Source organism: Mesorhizobium sp. KR2-14 (assembly GCF_040049255.1).
GTDB lineage: Bacteria > Pseudomonadota > Alphaproteobacteria > Rhizobiales > Rhizobiaceae > Pseudaminobacter.
Window position 1 is genome coordinate 167,666 of record NZ_JBDZDR010000008.1, and the last position, 22,339, is coordinate 190,004.

The window sequence follows — 22,339 nt, forward strand, 5'->3', positions numbered from 1 at the left end:
AGGCCGAGCTGTCGGCGCGTTGGGGGAGTTCCCCTTGCTCCGCCGACGGCCTCCGGGTTTTTACATCCGCGTGGCGATGGGAGGGTGCTTCATGCCCATCGCCAATTGCCTGCCAGCGAGAAGGGCCACCTCATAGTTGAGCGTCGATCGACGGCGCTGCTGATTTTCCTGCGTTACGACTTTCCCGGACAACTCCGACAGACCCCGATAAGCGCCCCTCATGGTGCCATGACAGCTACTTATTTGCTGCACGAGAGGGGGCTGGATAGCCTTCCCTCCACAAGCCGCGAAACAAGAACACCACCCGCGGCAGAGACGGGAACACAATGGAGGAGAGAATGTCAGTCAGTCGTACCCTAGCGTCAGCCGCCGCGCTGGCCGTATATCTGTCATCGTCGGTGGCGTTCGCGCAGGATGCGCTCTCGGTCATGAGCTTTGGCGGCGCCTATCAGGAAGCCCAGCGCAAGGCGGTGTTCGAACCCTACGCCACCCAGTCGGGCGTCAAGGTCATCGAGCAGGAGTATGGCGGCGAGATCGCCAAGATCAAGGCGATGATCGAATCCGGAAACACCACGCTCGACGTGGTCGATGTGGACGCGCCGACGCTGCTGCAGGGCTGCGACGAAGGCATCTTCGAGGAAATCGACTGGTCGAAGATCGGCCCGAAGGACGAGTGGATCGAGGGCACGACCTCGCCTTGCGGCGTGGGGACCATCGTCTATGCCACCATCCTTGCCTATGACGGCGCCAAGATCGCGGACGGCCCCAAGACGATCGCCGACCTCTTCGATACCGAGAAATTCCCGGGCAAGCGCGGCTTGTGGAAGAACCCCGCCACCAACCTCGAATTCGCGCTGCTGGCGGACGGCGTCGCCCCGGCCGACGTCTACGAAACGCTTGCCACACCGGAAGGTGTCGACCGCGCCTTTGCAAAGCTCGACACCATCAAGGACAGCATCGTCTGGTGGGAGGCTGGCGCCCAGGCGCCGCAGCTGCTGGCCTCGGGCGAGGTGGCGCTGACGACCGCCTGGAACGGACGCATCTACAACGCAAACAAGGAAGGCAAGGACTTCAGGATCGTCTGGGACAACCAGATCCTCGACTCCAACTTCTGGACGATCCCGAAGGGCGCCAAGCACGTCGACGCCTCGCTTGAATTCATCAAGTTTGCCGTTGAGCCGAAGGTTCTTGCGGGCACGACCAAATACATTCCCTATGGCCCCGTGCGCAAAACGGCGGCCGAGTTCGTGGCGCCCGAAGACGCGGCCAACCTGCCCACCAGCCCGCAGAACATGACGGTCTCGCTCACGCTCGACAACGGGTTCTGGGCCGACCACGGCGACGAAATCCGCAAGCGCTTCACCACCTGGCTGGCGCAATAGCCAAGCTGGAACGCCCGGCTTGTCCACCCGCAGGCCGGGCATGCCAGGTCCATGAGTGCTTTTCGGGCGGGAGTGATTTCCGGCCCGAGCCTTCCATGACGAGAGAAGAGCGATGAACGGCAGCCAAGCATGGACTTCCGCGCAGGCGGTGCGGTCCAACCCCGACGTGGCGGCGAACGAGAACGATGCACTCGTGCGCTTCGAACAGGTGAAGAAGTCCTATGACGGCATCAACTTCGTGGTGAAGGATCTCAACCTCGCCGTCCGCCGCGGTGAATTCTTGACCATGCTTGGCCCCTCTGGCTCTGGCAAGACGACCACGCTGATGATGCTGGGCGGCTTCGAGAGGCCAACGCTCGGCCGCATCCTGCTGGACGGCAAGCCCGTCGAGCGGCTGCCGCCGGAACGCCGCAACATCGGCTTCGTGTTTCAGAACTACGCGCTGTTCCCGCACATGACCGTTGCCGAGAACGTTGCGTTCCCCTTGCGCTATCGCGGCATCAAAGGCCGGCAGGCGGCCGAACGGGTCCGGCAGGCGCTGGGGCGCGTCAGCCTGGAAGCACTGGAAGACAGGCGTCCTTCGCAGCTTTCGGGTGGCCAGCAGCAGCGCGTGGCGCTGGCTCGCGCGCTGGTGTTCGAGCCGTCGCTGGTGCTGATGGACGAACCGCTGGGCGCGCTGGACAAGCAGTTGCGCGAACGCATGCAGATCGAGATCAAGCAGCTCCAGACGGCGCTGGGCATCACCATGGTCTATGTAACCCATGACCAGGGCGAGGCGCTGACCATGTCGGACCGGATCGCCGTCTTCCATGACGGCAGGATCCAGCAGCTCGCCGATCCGGAGACGCTTTACAACAGGCCGCAGAACCGCTTCGTTGCCGAGTTCATCGGCGAAAACAACACCGTCCCTTGCATTCTTGCTGGGCGGGAGCGGGAAGGCGCGCAGGTCAGGGTTGCCGACGGAACCATGCTGCGCACCTGCAATGCGCCGGCTTCCCGCTCAAGTGGCGAATTGACCCTCTCGATCCGCCCCGAAAGCCTCGGTCTTGCCACGCCCACCCCAGGGCCCGACGTCAACAGGATCAGCGGCACGGCGCAGGAGGTCTTCTTTCTTGGCGACCATATGCGGCTTTGCGTCGAAGCGTTCGGCGGCCAGAAGCTCACGGCGCGTATTCCGGCGCGGCAGGCTCGCCATTTCGAGCCGGGCGAACAGGTCGTGCTGGAATGCCATGTCGACGAGTGTCGACTGCTGGAGGGTTGAGCCATGACCACCGCCGCCGTGGACATGAACCGCGTCAACGTCTTTATGGCCGTGCGCCGCGCCCAGCGGCCCGCAAGGCGGGCGGCGTTCGCGCTTGCGCTGCCGCTCGTCGCATTCCTGCTCGTCGTCTTCGTTGCTCCCATCCTCTACCTGCTGGTGACGGCCGTGGAAAACCCGGAGACGCGCACTGTGCTGCCGCATACGCTCGCGGCGCTCGACGGCTGGGATGGAAAGTCGCTTCCCGATGAGCCGGTCTTCGCGGCGCTTGCGGCCGACCTGAAGACGGCGAAGCAGAACAATACCGCCGCACTTCTCGGCAAGCGGCTCAACTACGAGATCTCGGGCATGCGCAGCCGCATCGTGGCTGCGGCCCGCATGGTGGAACCGCTGGAGACCGGCCCCTATCGCGAAAAATTCCTGGGGCTGCACAAGGACTGGGGTTCGACCGAAATCTGGTCGACAATCAAGCGCAACGGCTCGGCGCTCACGCCCTATTATCTCCTGACCTCGGTTGATCTGAAACAGGCGGGAGACGGCTCGATAAGCCGTGTCGAGGGCGATCAGGCGATTTTCCTCGGCGTGCTCGGCCGGACGCTCTTCGTTGCTGGCCTCGTCACGCTGGCGACACTGATCCTGGGCTATCCGGTGGCCTATGTGCTGACGATCGCGCCGGCCGCGGTTGCGAGCGTGATGATGCTGATGGTGCTTCTGCCACTGTGGACCTCGCTTCTGGTGCGTACGACGGCGTGGGTGGTGCTGCTGCAGTCCGATGGCGTCATCAACGACATTTTGATGGCCCTGCACCTGACCAGCGAGAAGCTGCAGCTCATCTTCACACGCGTCGGCACGGTGACGGCGATGACGCATATCCAGCTGCCCTTCACCATCCTGCCGATCTACAGCGTCATGCGAGCCATCCCCGCCACCCAGTTGCGGGCGGCGCGTTCGCTGGGGGCGACGCCGCTCTCCGCCTTCTGGCGGATCTACGCGCCGCAGACGCTGCCGGGCGTGGTGGCCGGCTGCCTGATGACCTTCATCCTGTCGCTCGGCTACTACATCACGCCGGCCCTCGTCGGCGGACCGCGCGACCAGATGATCTCCAATTTCATCTCCGTCTACATCAACCGCGACCTGAACTGGGGGCTGGCGGCGGGGCTTGGCGTGGTGCTGCTTGTGGTCACGCTCGCCATCTATCTCCTGTTCCTGCGCCTGGTGGGCGCCGACAAGATCAAGCTGGGCTGAAGCGATGTGGCTGCCTTCCTATTCAACGCCTTCGGAACGTCTGGTGCGGACGCTGGTCGTGACATTCGCGGCCGCCGTGCTGGTCTTCCTCGTGGCGCCGCTGTTCATCATCGTGCCACTGTCGTTTTCCAACGATCCGTTCTTCACCTTGCCGGTGCAGAGCTATTCGCTGCGCTGGTACCTGGATTTCTTCGGCAACGACCGCTGGATTTCCGGCGTGTTCAACAGCGTCGTTGCAGCGGTGCTGACGACGATCCTGGCCACGACGCTCGGCACCATGGCAGCGCTTGGCATTTCGCGGCCGGATTTTCCGGCGCGCCGGCTGGTCATGGCGCTGCTCATCTCGCCCATGATCGTGCCGGTCATGATCGTGGCAGTGGGCAGCTACCTCTTCTTCGGGCAGGTCGGCCTCACAAACACCCGGACAGGGCTGGTGCTGGCCCACACCGCACTGGCAACGCCCTTCGTGGTGGTTACGGTCACGGCCACGCTTTCGACCTATGACACCAATCTCACGCGCGCCGCGCTGAGCCTTGGCGCTTCGCCGCTCTCCGCCTTCTTCCGGGTGGGGCTGCCCAACATCCTGCCCGGTGTGGTCTCCGGCGGCATATTTGCCTTCGCGATCTCGTTCGACGAAGTGGTCGTGGCGCTGTTCATGACCGGGGCCGAGCAGCGGACCTTGCCGGTGCAGATGTTCTCCGGCATCCGTGACCAGATCAATCCGACCATCATGGCTGCGGCCACGCTGCTGCTGACCCTGTCAGTCCTGCTATTCGGCGTCGTGGCGCTGCTGACGCGGCGGGGGCGCCCGGCGTCGAGGTGAACGAGCAGAAACGCGCGCTCAGTTTGCCAGCGGGCGGCCTTCATCTGCCACGAACATGTCGGCGAAGCGCGCGGCGAAGCTCTGCGCAACAGTGGACCGGTTGCGGTCGGTGTTGACATAGACGCCGACCACGACGTCGGCGAGGCGTGGCAGGTGGCCGGCAGGGTCCAATATCTGCAGCTTGGGCGAGATGATCCGTCGTGCCAGCACCGTCATCCCGAAGCCGGCGCCGATAGCCGCTTCCAGCCCTGAAAGGCTCGGGCTGGTGTAGACGATTTCGTAGTTCCTGCCGTCTCGTTGCAGGGCAGTCAGCATGTTGCGGCGATAGAGGCAGCCCTCCGGGTAGCAGACGATGCGCAGCGTCGAAGCCGGGTCGTTGTCTTCCGCGGTGCCGCCTACCCAGGCGAGGGGCTCCCGCCAGGTCATGAAGGCGCCTTCCGCGGGCCCGTCAGGCGTCATTGCGATGACGATGTCGTAGAGCCCGCTGCGCATCCCCTGGAGCAGGTTATGCGAGAGGTCGCAGACCACGTCGAAGGTAACGTCCGCGCCGTCCTTGGCGAGGCTCGCCATGAGCTTGGGCAGGAAATGGTCGGCATAGTCGTTGGGAATGCCAAGCCGCAGCTTCCCCTTGGGATTGCGGTTGGAAAGCCGGAGCATCATCTCGTCGTTGAGCGCCAGTATCTGGCGGGCATAGCCGGCAACGAGCTCGCCATGCTCGGTGAGCTGGGCGCCACCCTCCTTGGCGAAGAGCGTGACGCCGAGCAGGTCCTGAAGGCGCTTCATCTGCAGGCTGATGGCCGGCTGCGTGCGGCCCAGCTGTTCGCCGGCGCGCGTGTAACCGCGAAGGTCGATCACGGTCACGAAGGCCCGGAGAAGGTCGGTCGGGATGTTGCGCATGGCTTGGCTCCAGTACGAGACGCTTACGGCACTGCTGACCAGCTCGACAAGCGGCGCCGTAACGCCTTGAATCTACGCACAAGGTTCGGGAGAAATCGATTCAATTCCGGGCTTGTGCGTTGGGGCACGCATCATCCGAGGCGGTGAGGCCAAGTCCAGGCGTTGCAGGAGTCAGGCCGGAACGATGTTGTGTTCAGGCCCGAACGGGAACCCGGTGATGTTTTCGGCGCCGTTCTCGGTAATCACGAGGATGTCGTGCTCGCGATAGCCGCCGGCGCCCGGCATCCCTTCGGGGATCGTCACCATCGGCTCCATCGACACGACCATGCCCGGCTGGAGGACGGTGTTGATGTCCTCGCGCAGTTCCACGCCGGCCTCGCGGCCGTAGTAGTGCGAGAGCACGCCGAACGAATGGCCGTAGCCGAAGGAGCGGTAGCCCAAGAGGTTATGGCGGCGATAGATGTCGTTGAGCTCAGTCGCGACGTCGCCGCAGCGCGCGCCCGGCCGCAGCAGATCGAGGCCGCGCCGATGCACTTCGCAATTGACCTCCCAGATGCGCAGGTGCTCGTCGCTGACATGGTCGAGGAACATCGTGCGCTCAAGTGCCGTGTAATAGCCGGCAATCATCGGAAAGCAGTTGAGGGAAAGGATGTCGCCCTTCTGCACCCGGCGCGACGTGACGGGGTTATGGGCGCCGTCTGTGTTCACCCCGGACTGGAACCAGACCCAGGTGTCCATCAGCTCCGCATGGGGAAAGGTTTCCGCGATGTGCCGAACCATGGCCTGGGTCCCCGCGAGCGCGACCTCGTATTCGGGCACGTTCTCGCGGATGGCCGCCCGGATCGCTTCGCCGCCGATATCGGCCGTGCGGGCACCCTCCTTGATGAGTGCGATCTCCTCGCCGGACTTGATGGTACGCAGCCACATGGTGGGTGCGCCGACGTCGACGAACTCGACATACGGAAACGCATCCTGCAGCAGCTTCTTGAACTCCAGATTGACGTGGTCGAACTCGATGCCGACCCGCTTCACACCCGGCAATGTCTGTCGGAGAGCGTGGAAATAGTTGTCGCGCTGCCAGTCGGTGTAAGTGATGTTGTCGCCGAAAGTGCGCCGCCACGGCTGTCCTGCGTCGATGCCGGCAGAGACTGAGATCGCCTTTTCGTCGGTCACCACGAAAGCATAGCGCCTGCCGAAGTAGCAGTACACGAAGTCCGAGAAATAGCAGATGTTGTGATAGGAAGTCAGGATCGCTGCATCGAGCTGGAGGTCTTCCAGGATGCGACGCAGCCCGTCCTGCCGGCGCTGCATCTCGGCTGCGCTGAATGTCGGGAACGCCTTTTCGCCATTGTGCATCTTCTGCAGCCGAAGAAGCTCGTTCGGCATGCCCTTCGCGTAGACGTTCATGATTTCACTCGTTTCGCGCCTTTCCGGCATCTCTGAATTATAGAAAGAGCTGCGATCGACCGGAAATAAGAACTCGCTATCGGAGCATTACGTTCGCAAATCGTTGTGCCGGGCTTGGCAGGTCACGGGGATGAGAGGCGTTCCCTATTCCTGAAGCCGGTGTCCGTATCCGGGTTGCTCGGGTGTGCGAACGGTCGCCGCGCACGTGTAAAGCCGCGCCGACGGTGGCATCTCGGGGGCCTCGACAGCCGAAAGCCGCCCCGCCAGTCGCAAGGCATGGTGGAGGCCACGCGCCATCTCGATGCCGAACTCAGCCAGGAGACCGCGCAGCATGTTAACAAGCTGCGTACGCTGCCTCACCAGCAGATCGCGCGTCCGGTGCAGCGCCAGCGCCGCCTGCTGCTCGGCCGACTTCACCGGCACGAAGCGCATGGTTGGCCGTGTCACCGCCTCACAGATCGCCTCAGCATCCGCCGCATCGGTGCGGGGCAGCCGCGCCGAGATTTGAGCACAAAGCTCCAAACCCAATCCGGCTGCCTAAAAACAGGGGGAGTGTGCTCATGGAAGGCGAATTCTGGCCGATCGATCGGAAGGTGGTCCGTCGCACGACGGGTCGATGATCGCCTTGGAAGTTGTCGGAACCTGCAACGAATATCAGATGACGGCCTCTATGAGAAACGGGCCCTTGCGTGAAAACGAGGCGCGAAGCAGGTCGGCGAACGCCTCGCAGGTTTCGACGCGAACGGCCTCGACGCCGTGGCCTCGGGCCAGACTCACCCAATCCAGCGTCGGCGTGTCGAGCTTGAACATGCGTCGGGCGTTGTCGCCATATTGCTCGATCCCGACATTCTTCATCTCCAGCTCCAGGATCGCGTAGGCGCGATTTGAACAGATCACCGTGGTCACGTCGAGGTTTTCGCGCGCCTGGGTCCACAATGACTGGATCGTATACATCGCGCTGCCGTCGGCCTGCAGGGAAACGACCCGCCGATCGGGACAGGCCACGGCCGCGCCTGTCGCCAGCGGCAGCCCGATGCCGATCGAGCCGCCCGTAAGCTGCATATAGTCATGGCAAGATCCGCCGGCGCTTGCGACATAGAATGCGCGGCCGGAGGTCACCGATTCATCGCTGACGATCGCGTTCTCGGGCATGAGTGCAGCCACGATATGCGAGACGTTCTCGGCCGTGAGGCCTCCCGTCGGCAAGGGGCCGGTGGTTTCGAGCCGATCGCCTGCGATTGGCGGCACGGCTTGCGCACCCACTTCGCCGGCAAGCCGGTCGAGCGCGAAACCGAGATCGTCGCCGGGGGCGGCGAGGGTGAGAATCTTGCAGTCCTCGCCGTAGAGCAGGCTGGGTTTGTCGGGATATGCGAAAAACGCGACGGGCGCGGCCGCTTCGACCAGGATTATCCGGGCTGCGCCCGCAAGGTAAGTGACGGCCTGGTCGATGGCGTAGGGAATCTTCGCAACGGGCACTCGCCCCCGGCCCCGTTCGATCCGCGCATTGAATGTCTCGGCGACGAACTCGGCGCCGGTCTTGTCGCAAATGGCCTTGATCATGGCCAACTTGTCGGCGCGCAAAGCTCGGCCGCCAAGCAGGAAGATCGTCCGGCCGCCCTTCGCGATTTCCTTCGCGATCGAGCGGATGGATTCGGGATCGACTCTGCGGGGCTCCGGCAGTGCGCGTTTCTCGATCGGCAGGGCATCGGCTTCACCCCAGGCGACATCGGCGGGCAGGATCAGGGTTGCGATGCCGGGGCTGGCAAGCGAGGCCTGCCAGGCTTCCGCGGCGGTTTCCGCAAGGCGGTGGGGATCTGATGCCCGCTTCACCCAATTGGACATCGGCCGCGCCAGGCTTTCGATGTCGCTGGCCAGCGGCGCGTCAAATTCCAGGTGATAGGTCGCATGGTCGCCCACCACGTTAATCATCGGCGTTCGCGCCCGCTTAGCATTGTGCAGGTTGGCCAGGCCATTTGCGAGGCCCGGGCCCAGATGAAGCAGTGTCGCAGCCGGTTTGTCGGCCATGCGTGCGTAGCCGTCCGCAGCGCCGGTGACGACGCCCTCGAACAGGCCGAGCACGCAGCGCATCTCCGGGCGCCTGTCCAGCGCTCCTACGAAATGCATTTCCGAAGTGCCGGGATTGGCGAAGCAGACGTCGACGCCATGCGTGAGAAGCGAATCGCAAAGGCGCTCGGCGCCATTGGTCGTTCCGGTGCGGGTCATGAGATCCTCCTCTGGGACACTGCCATGCATGTGGTGTTGCAAGCTCGATACATACTCTCGGAAGATCGTTCATTCCACAAAAACAATCCAGTCGTATTGCATATCGATGCGATCGGGCTATAAAAAATCCTCAGAAACGGTTCTTCAGCGCTGTGAAGAGCGCACCTGACAGGAGGATTTCATGTCGGCTTTGTTTTCGGCCTACCGTTGCGGCCCACTGAAATTGTCGAACAGGATCGCAGTTTCGCCGATGTGCCAGTATTCCGCCAACGACGGCTGCGCGGGCGACTGGCACCTGCAGCATGTCATGACGCTGGCCATGTCCGGCGCAGGCCTCGTCATTCTGGAGGCAACCGCGGTGGAGCGCGCGGGACGCATCACGCATGGCGATCTGGGGCTTTATTCGGATGCCAATGAGCGCAGCCTGGCCCGAGTTCTGGCGAGCGCCCGCGAAGTGGCCCCGCACGGCACGAAATTTGGCATCCAGCTCAGCCATGCCGGACGCAAGGCATCGACGGAGCGGCCCTGGGAAGGCGGGCGCGCGCTTGGTGTTTCGCACGATCCATGGCAGGCGGTCGCGCCTTCCGCCGCGCCCTTCGCGGACGGGTGGCATGTGCCGGAAGAACTGGACGATGCCGGCATCGAGCGCATCCGGACCGCTTTCGTCGATGCGGCCGAACGGGCCGTGCGGCTGGGCTTCGACGTCATCGAGCTTCATCTGGCTCACGGTTACCTGCTCCACCAGTTTCACTCTCCATTGAGCAACGATCGACAGGACGCCTGGGGCGGGGATGCCGAACGCCGCCGCGCCTTTCCCCTCGCAGTGGCGCGTGCTGTCCGCCACGCTGTTCCGGCTGAAATTCTGGTGTCGGCACGCATCACCGGCAGCGACTGGCTGGAGGACGGCCTCTCTCCGGACGATGCCGTCGCAATGGCGGCGGCGCTGAAGGGGGAAGGCATCGACATGGTCTGCGTCACATCGGGCGGGGTCGCCACGGCGCCGATCAAGGTGGGGCCGGGTTATCAGGTCCCGTTCGCCGAGCAGGTGCGCCAGCGGGCTGGAATAGCTACGCAGGTGGTTGGCATGATTGCGTCGGCGGCGCAGGCCGAAGCGATCGTGGCCGAAGGAAAGGCCGATCTGGTCGCCATCGGTCGCGCATTTCTCGACGACCCGCGTTGGGCGTGGCAGGCGGCGAAACAGCTTGGTGCGAGCGTGGACGTGCCGCCGCAATACCAGCGAGCCGCAGCGCCCTATTGGCAGGGCAGGGCGTGCTAGCCGCCCCGGCTGACCGACCTTTCCAGACTTCGAAACGAGCGAGATTTCATGCTGTCAACGCAACAGATTCAGATGCCGAGCGAGCGTCGGCTGCAGATCGCCGGCCTGAAGGACGCCGTCGAAATTGCGGTCGACCGTTGGGGCATAGCACATATCCGGGCCTCCAACGCCGATGATCTGTTCTTCGCGCAAGGATACAACGCCGCTCGGGACCGCCTCTGGCAGATCGATCTTTGGCGCAAGCGCGGCCTCGGCCTTCTGGCGGCCGATTTCGGCCCGGGCTATCTCGCGCAGGACCGCGCCTCGCGGCTTTTCCTCTATCGTGGCGAGATGGACCGGGAATGGGCAAGTTATGCGCCAGATGCCCGACAGATATGCGAGGCATATGTCGCCGGCATCAATAGCTATGTGGCGCGCATCGAAAGTGGCGAGGAGAAGCTGCCGCTCGAATTTACGCTGCTGAAGACGCGCCCGGCCCGTTGGAAGGCCGAAGATGTCGTGCGCATCCGCAGCCATTGCCTGACGCGCAACGGAATCTCGGAAATCCTTCGTGCAATCGTGCTCTCGAAGGCCGGCGACAAGGCGGACGCCATCCGCAAGCAGCTCACGCCCTCGGTTTCTCCGGTAACCGCGCCTGACCTCGACCTTTCCAGCATCCCGCTTGCCGCGCTCGATGTCTTCAAGCTCGCGACCGCCTCCGTTTCGTTCAGTCCTGAACGCCTGAACGCACCGCTCGAGGCTGCGGGTCGATGGATTCAGGTCAACGGCGTTGGCGATATTGTCCAGCGCGCGGAATCCGAAGGATCGAACAACTGGGCGATTGCGCCGGAAAGAACCTCGACCGGCCGCCCCATCATGGCCATGGATCCGCACCGTACCCATGCCGTGCCGTCGCTGCGCTACATGGTGCATCTGTCGATGCCGGGCTTTGATGCCATCGGTGCCGGCGAACCCGCGGTGCCCGGCATTTCAATGGGCCATAATGGTCACAGCGCGTTTTCCCTGACGATTTTCGGCGGCGATCAGGAGGACGTCTACGTTTACGAAACCAGAGACGGTGATCCCGCGTCCTACCGTTATGCGGATGGTTGGGAGAAAATGTCGGTCGTGGAGGAGGTGTTCGAGGTCAAGGGGTATCCCGACCAGCGCCTGTCTCTGCAATTCACGCGTCACGGTCCGGTGCTGCTGGAAGACCGCGAAATGCAGCGGGCCTACGCCCTGCGCACCGTGTGGACCGAACCGGGTTCTGCGCCCTACATGACCAGCCTTTCGGTCATGCGCGCAAAGTCGATATCCGAGTACAGAAGCGCGTTGCGCAACTGGGGAACGCCTTCGATCAATCATCTCTACGCCGACGTCACTGGAACCATAGGCTGGCAGACGGTGGGCATGACGCCAGTCAGGCCGAACTGGAACGGCCTTGTCCCCGTTCCCGGCGACGGCCGCTACGAGTGGGATGGTTTTGTCGCGCCGGACGCGTTGCCTGCATCGACCAATCCGCAAAGTGGCTTCCTCGCGACCGCCAATGAGATGAACCTTCCGCAGGAATGGCTGGAGAAGCATTCGCCGGTCGGCTACGAATGGATCGACGCAAGCCGCGCGCAACGAATCCATAGCGTGCTCGAAGGCCAGCCGAGCCACCGGCTCGAGGATTCCTGCGCACTGCAGAACGACCTCCATTCGATGCCGGCCGAGCGCATGCAGGCGGTCCTTCGCCCATTGGCTTTCGGGCTCGACCTGGCGCGACAGGCGGCTAGCCACCTTCTGGGGTGGGATTGCTGGATGGGTGCGCAGTCCTCGGCTGCGGCTCTCTTCGAAGTCTGGGTGACCAGTCATTTGAAGCCGGCGCTCTATGAGCAGTTTGCGAGCGACCCCAAGGTTAGGGCGCTGCTGCAGCCGGGAGACATCCAATCGGTTCTGGACGTTATGGAAAGTCCCGCCGACTGGTTCGAGGGCGATGCTTTCGAACATCGCAATGCCATCATGGAGCGTACGCTTGAAGCCGCCTGGCGGGATTGCGCCGCCCGGTTCGGTGACCGGCCCGACAAATGGGAATGGGGTAAGCTGCATCGCTTGTTGCTGGAGCACGCTGTTGCGAAGGCATTTCCGGAGACGGCTGCCGCGCTCGACATCGAGGCGATCGAACTCGGAGGCAGCGGCTCGACCCCTATGTACGCGGTCTATCGGCCGAACGATTACCAGACGATCACCGGCCCCTCGGTGCGGATGGTCATAGACGTCGGCGCTTGGGACAACGGCCTGTTCATCAACCTGCCGGGGCAGTCCGGCGCACCGGAATCAGGCCATTACCGCGACCTGACGACGGCCTGGACAAAGGGCGAGTACAATCCGCTCGTGTACTCGCGCGAGGCCGTGGACCGCGAGACCGTCGCACGGATCGTGCTGTCGCCGCAGTAAGGGGCGGTCGCCCGTCCGCTGGCCTAAACCGAAAGCGCGCGGGCGGCTTCGATTGCGAGGGGGGCGAATTTTCGCCGGAATTCGGCTTCGCTCCATTCGCCGAGAGAGCCGGCAATGTGGACGGCGGCGATGGGCCGGCCTTTGTCTGTAACGGCCGCCGCGATGACAATCTCGCCGATCAGGCTTTCTTCCAGCGCGCAGGCATAGCCATCGAGCCGAGCCTGAGCCACGCGTTCCATGATCGTTTCAGGGTCGACGATGGTCTTCGAAGTCTGCGGCTTTCTGTCCGAACCTTCCACGATGGCGCGCGCCGCGGTTTCGTCAAGGTGCGCCAGGCAGGCCCTGCCGCCGGCCGACGAAAAAGTGGGTATGCGCCGGCCTATGAGCGTTGCAAAGAAGGTCTCCCGCTTGCTCTGGAGGCGCAGCGCATAGATGATCGTGAAGCGGTCGAACAGACTGAAGTCGACGCGTTCCTTCGTGGCCTCTCGCAACGAGGTCAGCACCGGCGCGGCCCGCTCGACGATCGGATTCATCCGCAGGTAGTCGAAAGAGCGGTCGAGCAGGGCTTTGCCCGGCAAAAGGCCGGCGTCGTTGGGCGCCTTTTCCAGGTAGCCGATGCTCAGCAGCGTCTGGGCGATGCGCTGGGCGGCACTCTTGTCGATCCCCGCCGCCTGCGCGATTTCGCGCAGCGAAAGCGGGCGAGCTTCCTTGCCGAAAACCTCGAGGACCTGGAAGGCACGCGCGACCGAGCGGAGGAACAGCCGCTCGTCCACACTTTCCCCGTCATCCCTTGCAGACATGCTCACTCCTCATCTTGTGTGCGCATTCTTAGCGGCATTGACGGGCGTTTCAACACGAAATAAGATATAAATCGAAACGGTCGTATTGATAAGCAATACGACCGTTTGGGGGGCGGCAAAGCCTATGCTGAACGTGCATTGGCGATCCGGCGCTGGGGAGGGGCTGATGAAGTTGCGTCTATCTGTGTCGAGCGCTTCGCGCCGGGTGCGTCCGGGCGGTCAACCCGAAGCGGTTTCTCGCCCCTGGAGCCGGCCATGAAGGACACATTGCGCGCCATTTTTTCAAGGGCTGCGAAGGCTGTCGGGGTTGTCCTGGCCATCGTCTTGCTCAATTTCCTGCTCATTCGCATGGCGCCGGGCGATCCCGCTGCGGTCATGGCTGGCGAGATTGGTGCGGCGGATGCTCAATATATGGAGCAGCTGCGGGAGCGGTTCGGGCTCGACCGTCCGCTTTACGAGCAGGCCGGCATTTATCTGGCCGGCGTGGTGCAGGGCGATCTCGGCTACTCCTATCGTCAAGGTACGGCGGTTTCCGAGCTGATCGTCGACCGGCTTCCGGCAACCCTGCTGCTGACCGTCTCGGCCTTCATCTTCGCGATACTGGCCGGTGTCTGGCTCGGTGTCATAGCGGCGATGAATGTCGGCCGGCTGCCCGACTTCGTCATCTCCATTGCGTCGCTGCTGTTCTACGCCACGCCCCTGTTCTGGGTGGGGTTGATGTCGATCCTGCTGTTTTCGGTGCATCTCGGCTGGTTCCCGGCCGTCGGCATGCAGACGATCGGCGCGGGCTACACCGGTTGGGGGCATGTCCTCGATGTCGCCAGGCATCTCGTTCTGCCGGCGGGGACCCTCGGGCTTTTCTACATGGCCGTCTATGCGCGGATGACGCGTGCATCGATGCTGGAAGTGCGCGATATGGATTTCGTCCGGACGGCCAAGGCCAAGGGCCTGAAGCACCGCGCCACCGTGCGAAGGCATATTCTGCGCAACGCTATCCTCCCCGTCATCACGCTCGCGGGAATCCAGGCGGGTCAACTGGTGGGCGGCGCAATCCTGACCGAGACCGTTTTCGGTTGGCCGGGTATCGGGCGTCTCGCCTTCGATGCCCTCCTGCAGCGTGACTACATGGTCCTCATGGGCGTCTTCCTGGTGACGTCGGTCATGGTGGTCGTCTTCAACATCATCACCGACCTCATTTATCGCATCGCCGATCCGCGCATCGGAGCTTCAGCATGAACGCAAACGTCCGGCGTTTTCTGTCCAACCCCAAAGCCGTCATCGGGCTTTCGGTCATCCTGATCGTGGTCTTGGCCGCCTTTCTGGCGCCGGTCCTTTTTCCACGCAGCCCGTGGGACATGGTCAGCCGGCCGTTCTTGCCTCCGTTCCAGGACGGGCGCTACTGGCTCGGCACCGACATGCTAGGCCGTGACATCTTCGCTGGTCTTGCCCATGGTGCACAGGTCTCTCTGATCGTGGGCTTCGTCTCCACGCTGGTGGCGCTCGGCGTTGGCATCTTGTTCGGGGCGCTGGCGGGCTATTACGGCGGACTGATCGATGATGCGCTGATGCGCGTGACCGAATTTTTCCAGACGATCCCGACCTTCATCTTCGCGCTCCTGCTCGTTGCGATCTTCAACCCGTCCGTCACCTCCATCATCGTGGCGCTCGGCATCGTCAGCTGGCCACCTGTCGCGCGGCTTGTCCGCAGCGAATTCGCCAGCCTGCGCAGCCGCGAATTCGTGAAGGCGGCCGTCGTGCTGGGCCAGTCCAACCGCCAGATCATCTTCAGGCAGATTCTGCCGAACACCATGTCTCCGGTGATCGCGATGGCTTCGCTGATGGTTGCCACTGCCATCCTCAACGAAGCCGCGATCAGCTTTCTCGGCCTGGGAGACCCCAACCGCATGAGCTGGGGCTATATGATCGGCGCCTCGCGCACGGTTATCCGCCAGGCATGGTGGATGAGTTTCTTCCCCGGGATGGTCATCCTGCTCGTGGTGCTGGCGCTCAACCTGGTCGGCGAAGCGCTGAACGACGTTCTCAACCCGCGCCTTGCGCGAAAAAAAGGTCACGGATGAGCGCGCCCCTTCTCCATGTCGAAAACCTGACCATCGCGCTGCCCTTCGCGGGCGACCGGCAAAACGCGATCACCGACATCAGCCTTGAGCTGAAGGCGGGTGAGATCCTGTGCGTCGTAGGCGAGTCCGGCTCAGGCAAATCCATTACCGCCTCGGCCGTGATGGGCCTGCTGCCGAGCGATCAGCTCCGGGTCGAATCGGGCGCAATCCACTATGGTGGGCGCGACCTGCTGAAGATCGGCGAAGACGAGATGCGCAAGCTACGCGGCGCAAGGATCGGCATGATCTTCCAGGAGCCGATGACGTCGCTCAATCCGGTCATGCGTGTCGGCCGACAGATCGAAGAGGTTCTGGAGGCGCATGACGTGCCGAAGGCACAGCGGCGCCCGCGCATGCTGGAACTGCTGCAAGCCGTAGGCTTGCCCGATCCAGAATCCCTGGCCGAGCGCTATCCGTTCCGCCTGTCGGGCGGGCAGCGGCAGCGCGTGATGATCGCCATGGCGGTCGCCCTTGAGCCCGACATCCTGATTGCCGATGAGCCGACCACGGCGCTCGACGTGACAACCCAGGCGCAGATCCTGAAGCTGATCCGCGACCTTCAGCGCTCGCGTGGCATGGGCGTTCTGTTCATCACCCATGATTTCGGCGTGGTTGCGGAGATCGCGGACCGGGTCGCGGTGATGAGGAGAGGCGAAATCGTCGAGATCGGGCAGGCCAGCGAGGTTCTCGTCAACCCGGCACACCCCTACACGCGTACGCTTATCGATGCGGTGCCGCGTTTCCGGACGCAGGCCTGGGAGGGCAGGCAAAGGCAAGAAATCCTTTCGGTCTGCGGCCTGAGAAAGGTTTACCGCAGCAAAGGCGGACTCTTCGAAGGCGCTCGCGAGACTGTCGCGGTGAACGATGTCTCCTTCACGATTGCGCGCGGCGAAACCCTGGGCCTGGTCGGCGAGAGCGGATCGGGCAAGTCGACGATCGGCCAGTGCATTTTGCGCATCAGCAGCATCGACGGCGGTGTCATTGCCTTTCAGGGGCGCGACATCGCGTCGGCCCGGGGCAGGGACCTGAAAGCCTACCGGGCGAAGGCCCAGATGGTGTTCCAGGATCCGTTTGCTTCACTCAATCCACGGCACAAGATCGGCCGTAGCATCCTCGCAGGGCCGCTCGCGCACGGCGTGAGCCCGGTGGAGGCGCGACAGCGCATGGAGCGGCTGCTCGACCGCGTCGGCCTGGACCGCTCGGCGGCCGACCGCTATCCGCACGAATTCTCGGGAGGCCAGAGGCAGCGCATCGGCATCGCCCGCGCGCTTGCGGTGGAACCGGACCTTCTCGTGGCTGACGAGGCCGTGTCGGCGCTGGACGTGTCGGTCCAGGCCCAGGTTCTCGACCTGCTGCGGGAGGTTCGAGACGAGTTCCATCTCGCCATACTCTTCATCACCCACGACCTTCGCGTGGCGTCGCAGATCTGCGACCGGGTGATTGTGCTGCACAAGGGCGGGATCGTCGAAGAGGGCGAGGCCACCGCCGTCTTCCAGTCTCCGCAAGACCCCTACACGCAAAAGCTTATCGCGGCTGTGCCGGGCCGCGACTGGCATCAGAAAGGCGAACAGGCGCCGATAGCCTGAGCCTGGCCTATTAAGAGGAGAGAATACGCATGAACCAAATCGTTGTAGACAGGCGCAAGGTGCTCCTGGGAGGCTCCCTCGGCGTCATGGCTGCCATGATGCCGAGGGTCGCGTTTGCTCAGGCGGGCGAGCCCGCACGCATGAACGTCATCGCTTTTCCCGAGCCGCCGACGCTGTTCATCGGCCTCGACCAGAATGGTTCCACCCAGACCGTGGCCGGCAAGATCTACGAGAGCCTGCTGACATTCGACTTCGATTTCACGCCTCGCCCCGGCCTGGCGGAGTCCTGGGACGTATCCGAGGATGGCCTCACCTACACCTTCAACCTGGTCAGGAATGCCAAGTGGCATGACGGCAAGCCGTTCACCGCGGACGACGTGGTCTTCACCACCAAGGAATTCCTGATGGAGGTCCACCCGCGCGCTCGCGGCATCTTCGCCAATTGCGAGACGATCGAGGCGCTCGACGAGCATACGGTCCGCTTCGTGCTCAAGAAGCCCTTCGCGCCGTTCCTGATGGGCTTTGAGATGTCGACCGCTCCGATGATCCCGGCCCATCTCTATCGTGGTACGGATTTCCGTACCAATCCGAACAACAACAATCCAGTCGGCACCGGCCCCTTCAAGCTGGCGGAGTGGAATCGCGGCACCTACATCCGGCTCGAAAAGAACCCGGACTATCATGGCGAGGGCGAACCGCATCTCGACGAAATCACCTTCCAGATTCTTCCGGATGCCGGTTCGCGTGCGGTCGCGATCGAACAGGGGCAGGTGCAGCAGGCGCAGTTCTTCGATGTCGAGATGTTCGATGTGTTGCGTCTGGCGGACCTGCCGCACGTCGAGCTGACCACCAAGGGCTACGAGTTCTATGCGCCTGTCGCGCGCATCGAGTTCAATACGCGCGTGGCGCCGTTCAACGACAAGCGTTTCCGGCAGGCCGTCTGCCACGCTCTCGACAAGCAGATGATGACGGACACCATCTTCTTCGGCCTTGGCAAACCTGCGACGGGACCGATCAGCGAGCGCACGCGCTTTCATGACAGCGACGTCAAGGTCTATGACTACGATCTCGAAAAGGCCAAGGCTCTGCTCGACGAGATGGGCCTGACGCCCGACGCGAAGGGCGTCCGCACGCGAGTCAGCTTTCTGCGTCTGCCCTGGGGCGAGACCTGGGCTCGCTTCGCCGAGGTGGTGAAGCAGTCTCTGGCGCAAATCGGCGTCGAGGTGGAGATCGAAGCCGCCGATCCGGCTTCCTGGACCTCGCGTTACGCCAACTGGGAGTTCCAGATGACGTCGAACTACCCCTATCAGTTCGGCGATCCGGCGCTCGGGGTTTCGCGCTTCTTCGTCTCAAGCAACATCCGCAAGGGCGTGGCCTACTCCAACTGCACCGGCTACTCGAATCCGCGTGTCGACGAGCTCTTCGAGCAAGGCGCGAGTGCGACCAGCGATGAGGAACGTCAGAAGGCCTATTCCGAAGTCCAGAAAATCCTTACCGAGGATGTGCCGATGGCCTGGCTCGTCGAGGTGGACTTCCCGACGCTCCTCGATACCCGTTACGAGGACGTCGTCGTGTCGGCGATCGGGGTGAACGAAACCTATCGCCGGGCCAGGAAGGCGAGCTGACCGAAACAGGCTGGCCCCGGTGTCCCCGGGGTCAGCTTCTGATTGGAGTTGAGACATGAAATGGCCGAATGGCGCGCGTTGCGCAGTGATGCTGACTTTCGATTTCGACGCCGAGACGCTGTGGCTGTCTCGCGATCCCGCCAATGCGAAGAAGCCCGGCGTGCTCTCGCAGGGCATCTATGGTGCCGTCCGCGGCGTGCCGGAAATCCTGAAGGTGCTCAAGAGCTATGACCTTCCGGCGACGTTTTTCGTGCCGGGCTGGACAGCCGAGAAATACACCGACCGCATCGACGCCATCCTGGCCGACGGCCATGAGATCGGCCATCACGGCTATCTCCACGAATGGATCGACCCCGACAAGCCCGACGAGCAGCGCGCGACCTTCGAGAAGGGGCTGGAGGCGCTCGATCGCGTCGCCGGCATCCGGCCGACCGGCTATCGCTCGCCTGCCGGCGAGACCAGCCCGACGCTGATCGCGCTGCTGAAAGAGCACGGCCTACTCTATGATTCCTCGCTGATGACGGATGTTATGCCCTATCGGCACATCCTGGAAAACGGCGAAGCCGGGCCGGTCGAGCTGCCCTGGCATTGGTCGACCGACGACGCCCCCTACATGATGTTCGCCGTCCAGACGCCGCGCCCGCTCTTCACCAACGACCATATCTTTCAGGTTTGGCGAGACGAATTCGACGCGATCCACGAGTGGGGTGGCCTGTTCAATCTGGTCATGCATCCGCAGTTCACTGGCAGGCCCTCGCGCACGCTGCTGCTGCGCCGGATGATCGAGCACATCATGAGCAAGCAGGACGTGTGGATCGCGACTGGCCACGATGTGGCCACCGCTTGGGCGGAGGGGAATGAAGGACAATGAGGGAAGGGGACTTCTCCGGCAAAGTCGCTGTGGTGACCGGTGCCTCGTCCGGCCTCGGTTCTGCCGCGGCGATGCGCCTGGCCGAGTGCGGCGCAGCACTTGAGTTGATCGACATTTCGCAGGAGCGGCTGGAGCGCAGCGCCGAAGCGATGAGGCTGACCGGCGCCCGTGTGCGAACGCACCAGGTCGATGTCTGCGACAGCCAGGCGGTGTCGGCCGCTTTCGCCGCCATCGAGCGCTGCGACGTGCTGGTCAACAGCGCCGGCATTGCAGGGCCCTCAGGACCGCTCGAAAGCTGCGATCTCGGTGAAGTGGACCGGGTTCTTGCCGTCAATCTGCGCGGAAGCCTGGCCTGTGCCCAGCAGGCGGTGCTGCGCATGAAGGAAGCCGGTGGCGGGGGCGCCATCGTCAACCTGTCGTCCACTGCCGGAATGCTTGGGTCGCGGCGTCTCGGCGTCTATGCGCTTTCCAAGGCGGCCGTCATCTCCATGACCCGTTCGCTGGCGCTCAGCCTTGCTTCGGAGAACATCCGGGTAAACGCGGTCTGCCCCGGGTCCATCGACAGCGAAATGTTCGATCGCACGCTGACCTCGGCCGATCCGGATGCCGAGCGGCAGGCGATGATCGCGCTTCATCCGCTCGGCCGGCTCGGCAAGCCGATCGAGGTTGCCGATGCGGTCGTGTTCCTTGCCTCGCCGGCTGCTGCCTACATCACCGGCGTATGCCTGCCGGTCGACGGAGGGCGGCTCGCATGAGGCCGCGCGTGGCGGTCGTGACCGGCGCGGCGGCCGGCATCGGCGCAGCGATCGCCGATCGCTTCCTGCGCGACGGTTATGCGGTGCTTGCCGTGGACCGCGCCCCCGCGCAAATCAGCCAGGCTTCGGTGAACTGCGTGTTTCACCAGGTTGATCTGGCGGATAAATCCGCGGCGGATGAGGTGATCGCCGTCGCCACCGAGCGACTGGGACCTGTCGATGTGCTCGTCAACAATGCCGGCATCGGCGGCGCGCGCCCGGTTGCCGAGAGCGACGACGAGAGCTGGGAGACGATCCTGAACGTCAATCTCGGGGCGGCTTTCCGGCTCTCGCGCGCCGTTCTGCCCGGAATGGTCCAGCGCGGGGTCGGCGCGATCGTCCATGTCTCCTCCGTTTTCGGCGTCGTCGGTTACCGGGGCATTGCGGCCTATGCGGCATCGAAGGCCGCTCTCGTGGGACTTACCCAGCAGATGGCCGCGGACTATGGCCCAAAGGGCATCCGCGTGAATGCCATCGCGCCGGGCCTCATAGAAACGGCGATGACCCAAAAGCTGCTCCAGGATGCCGTCTATCGCGACCTGATGCTTAACGGTACGCCGCTCGGCCGCACCGGAAAGCCGGCCGAGGTGGCGGGTGCCGTGGCATTTCTCTGTTCGGAGGACGCATCTTTCGTCAGCGGAGAGGTACTGGGGGTCGACGGCGGCTGGCGCGCGACCCGCATGAAGGTCAATGCCTGACGGCTACCGCCGGTGAACCGGATGCGTGAGAAGCTGGGGATGATTGATTTTCCAGCAGTTCAACCTGTTTGATGCTTCGCAACATCATGGAGGCTCCTGTTGACGATCAAGAGCGAGTTGGATCGACAGGTGCGCATCGAGAAGCTCGGAGACGACGGGTCGGATAGCTTGTCGACGGCGTGGACATCGTCTTGATGGCCCTGAAAGAGGGCCACGATCCGTGCGTGGTGGTCGGGTGGTATCGCACGCGCGGCTCTACCGACTTCGCCAGCACTTCAAGGATCACAATCCTTCCGCCCAGCATCACAAGGACAAGATCACCGCGTTCAGGGTTACCGGAGCAGCGGACTCTGCGGTCGCACCGTGGCAATGTGGGGAGCGGCCAAGCCAGCTGGTGGTACACGGAGGAGACAACCGATCGGGAGGCAAGGAAGATCGTCAGGGAGGTGATGGCGTTTATCGACGGGTACCCCGTGCTTTCGGTGCGGGCTTTCGACAACGGCTTATCGGTGCGGAAGAGGCCTTTGTCTCATCGCCTAACGGCCGCTACGCTCGATAAGCCAAAGTAGGCCTTGCGTGGCCCGTCGGCGCAGACGAGTTCGCGATGCGCTGGCCTGGGAAGAAAGAGTAGACCATGGGAGGCAGGACGCATGACTGGAGAGACGCCGCTGGTGTCGGTCGGTGGACTTGGTTGATTGGCTGCTGGCCGCTATGACCTAGCTGTTAGCGGGATGGCTGCTTGTCGCGGTTTCATTCCAATAGCGGACGGACAGCTTCCGGCCCCAGATCGTGTACGGGAACCTGGCCCGCACCCACCTGCGGCGCGATCTTTTAGAGCAGACGGCATGTCATCCACAGCAAATGTTGAACACCCGGTAACCCTATGGGAGATAACAGTTAGAGCAACGCATTCCCTGGA

Annotated in this window: 17 protein-coding genes and 1 pseudogene; 13 read left to right on the forward strand and 5 right to left on the reverse strand. The window is 63.4% G+C overall.

Translation table 11 applies throughout. The annotated features are described in order from the left end of the window. The first annotated feature begins 338 nt into the window (after positions 1-338). The 4 genes from ABLE86_RS19245 (at position 339) to ABLE86_RS19260 (ending at position 4,708) form a co-directional block, all read left to right on the forward strand. Positions 339-1,382, forward strand: coding sequence for an ABC transporter substrate-binding protein (locus ABLE86_RS19245; protein ID WP_348780593.1), 1,044 nt, complete (start codon positions 339-341; stop codon positions 1,380-1,382). A gap of 112 nt (positions 1,383-1,494) precedes the next feature. Next, positions 1,495-2,643 (forward strand): ABC transporter ATP-binding protein, encoded by a 1,149-nt coding sequence (locus ABLE86_RS19250; RefSeq protein ID WP_348780594.1) that lies wholly within the window; start codon positions 1,495-1,497, stop codon positions 2,641-2,643. 3 nt (positions 2,644-2,646) lie between these two features. Then, a complete protein-coding gene (locus ABLE86_RS19255) occupies positions 2,647-3,885 on the forward strand; it encodes an ABC transporter permease (protein ID WP_348780595.1) in 1,239 nt (412 codons plus the stop codon). 4 nt (positions 3,886-3,889) lie between these two features. Then, positions 3,890-4,708 carry an ABC transporter permease gene (locus tag ABLE86_RS19260; protein ID WP_348780596.1) on the forward strand — a complete coding sequence of 273 codons (819 nt, stop codon included), beginning with the start codon at positions 3,890-3,892 and terminating at the stop codon, positions 4,706-4,708. 18 nt (positions 4,709-4,726) lie between these two features. Here ABLE86_RS19260 and ABLE86_RS19265 read toward each other — a convergent pair whose 3' ends face one another. The 4 genes and pseudogenes from ABLE86_RS19265 to ABLE86_RS19280 form a co-directional block, all read right to left on the reverse strand. After that, entirely contained in the window at positions 4,727-5,605 is an 879-nt protein-coding gene (locus ABLE86_RS19265; protein ID WP_348780597.1) for a LysR substrate-binding domain-containing protein, read from the reverse strand. A gap of 171 nt (positions 5,606-5,776) precedes the next feature. Continuing rightward, a complete protein-coding gene (locus ABLE86_RS19270; RefSeq protein ID WP_348780622.1) occupies positions 5,777-6,991 on the reverse strand; it encodes a M24 family metallopeptidase in 1,215 nt (404 codons plus the stop codon). Positions 6,992-7,297: 306 nt separating this feature from the next. Then, positions 7,298-7,498 (reverse strand): annotated as a pseudogene (locus ABLE86_RS19275) (transposase); the annotation flags it as partial. Positions 7,499-7,666: 168 nt separating this feature from the next. Then, positions 7,667-9,235, reverse strand: coding sequence for an acetolactate synthase large subunit (locus ABLE86_RS19280; RefSeq protein WP_348780598.1), 1,569 nt, complete (start codon positions 9,233-9,235; stop codon positions 7,667-7,669). A 181-nt stretch (positions 9,236-9,416) separates the two neighbouring features. Here ABLE86_RS19280 and ABLE86_RS19285 point away from each other — a divergent pair, with 181 nt between their 5' ends. Beyond that, on the forward strand, positions 9,417-10,511 hold the full coding sequence (locus tag ABLE86_RS19285; protein WP_348780599.1) for an NADH:flavin oxidoreductase/NADH oxidase: 1,095 nt from the start codon (positions 9,417-9,419) through the stop codon (positions 10,509-10,511). Positions 10,512-10,559: 48 nt separating this feature from the next. After that, positions 10,560-12,929: a penicillin acylase family protein gene (locus tag ABLE86_RS19290; protein ID WP_348780600.1), complete on the forward strand. Its 2,370-nt coding sequence runs from the start codon at positions 10,560-10,562 to the stop codon at positions 12,927-12,929. 23 nt (positions 12,930-12,952) lie between these two features. Here ABLE86_RS19290 and ABLE86_RS19295 read toward each other — a convergent pair whose 3' ends face one another. Next, the gene (locus ABLE86_RS19295; RefSeq protein WP_348780601.1) at positions 12,953-13,729 is read right to left on the reverse strand and encodes an IclR family transcriptional regulator; all 777 of its coding nucleotides are present in this window, start codon (positions 13,727-13,729) and stop codon (positions 12,953-12,955) included. A gap of 255 nt (positions 13,730-13,984) precedes the next feature. Between ABLE86_RS19295 and ABLE86_RS19300 the strand changes: the two genes are divergently transcribed. Genes ABLE86_RS19300 through ABLE86_RS19330 form a run of 7 tightly spaced genes read left to right on the forward strand, consistent with a single transcriptional unit; the run spans position 13,985 to position 21,420 of the window. Continuing rightward, the gene (locus ABLE86_RS19300; RefSeq protein WP_348780602.1) at positions 13,985-14,965 is read left to right on the forward strand and encodes an ABC transporter permease; all 981 of its coding nucleotides are present in this window, start codon (positions 13,985-13,987) and stop codon (positions 14,963-14,965) included. Beyond that, positions 14,962-15,807 (forward strand): ABC transporter permease, encoded by an 846-nt coding sequence (locus ABLE86_RS19305; RefSeq protein WP_348780603.1) that lies wholly within the window; start codon positions 14,962-14,964, stop codon positions 15,805-15,807. The genes ABLE86_RS19300 and ABLE86_RS19305 overlap by 4 nt, the downstream gene beginning before the upstream one ends. Further along, positions 15,804-17,432, forward strand: coding sequence for an ABC transporter ATP-binding protein (locus ABLE86_RS19310; protein WP_348780604.1), 1,629 nt, complete (start codon positions 15,804-15,806; stop codon positions 17,430-17,432). The genes ABLE86_RS19305 and ABLE86_RS19310 overlap by 4 nt, the downstream gene beginning before the upstream one ends. Positions 17,433-17,461: 29 nt before the next feature. Then, positions 17,462-19,057, forward strand: a complete 1,596-nt coding sequence (locus ABLE86_RS19315) for an ABC transporter substrate-binding protein (protein WP_348780605.1) — start codon at positions 17,462-17,464, stop codon at positions 19,055-19,057. 55 nt (positions 19,058-19,112) lie between these two features. After that, positions 19,113-19,928 (forward strand): polysaccharide deacetylase, encoded by an 816-nt coding sequence (locus ABLE86_RS19320; RefSeq protein ID WP_348780606.1) that lies wholly within the window; start codon positions 19,113-19,115, stop codon positions 19,926-19,928. Continuing rightward, a complete protein-coding gene (locus tag ABLE86_RS19325) occupies positions 19,925-20,683 on the forward strand; it encodes an SDR family oxidoreductase (protein WP_348780607.1) in 759 nt (252 codons plus the stop codon). Before ABLE86_RS19320 ends, ABLE86_RS19325 begins: the two co-directional genes overlap by 4 nt. Next, positions 20,680-21,420 (forward strand): SDR family NAD(P)-dependent oxidoreductase, encoded by a 741-nt coding sequence (locus ABLE86_RS19330; RefSeq protein ID WP_348780608.1) that lies wholly within the window; start codon positions 20,680-20,682, stop codon positions 21,418-21,420. The genes ABLE86_RS19325 and ABLE86_RS19330 overlap by 4 nt, the downstream gene beginning before the upstream one ends. The last annotated feature ends 919 nt before the right edge of the window (positions 21,421-22,339 follow it).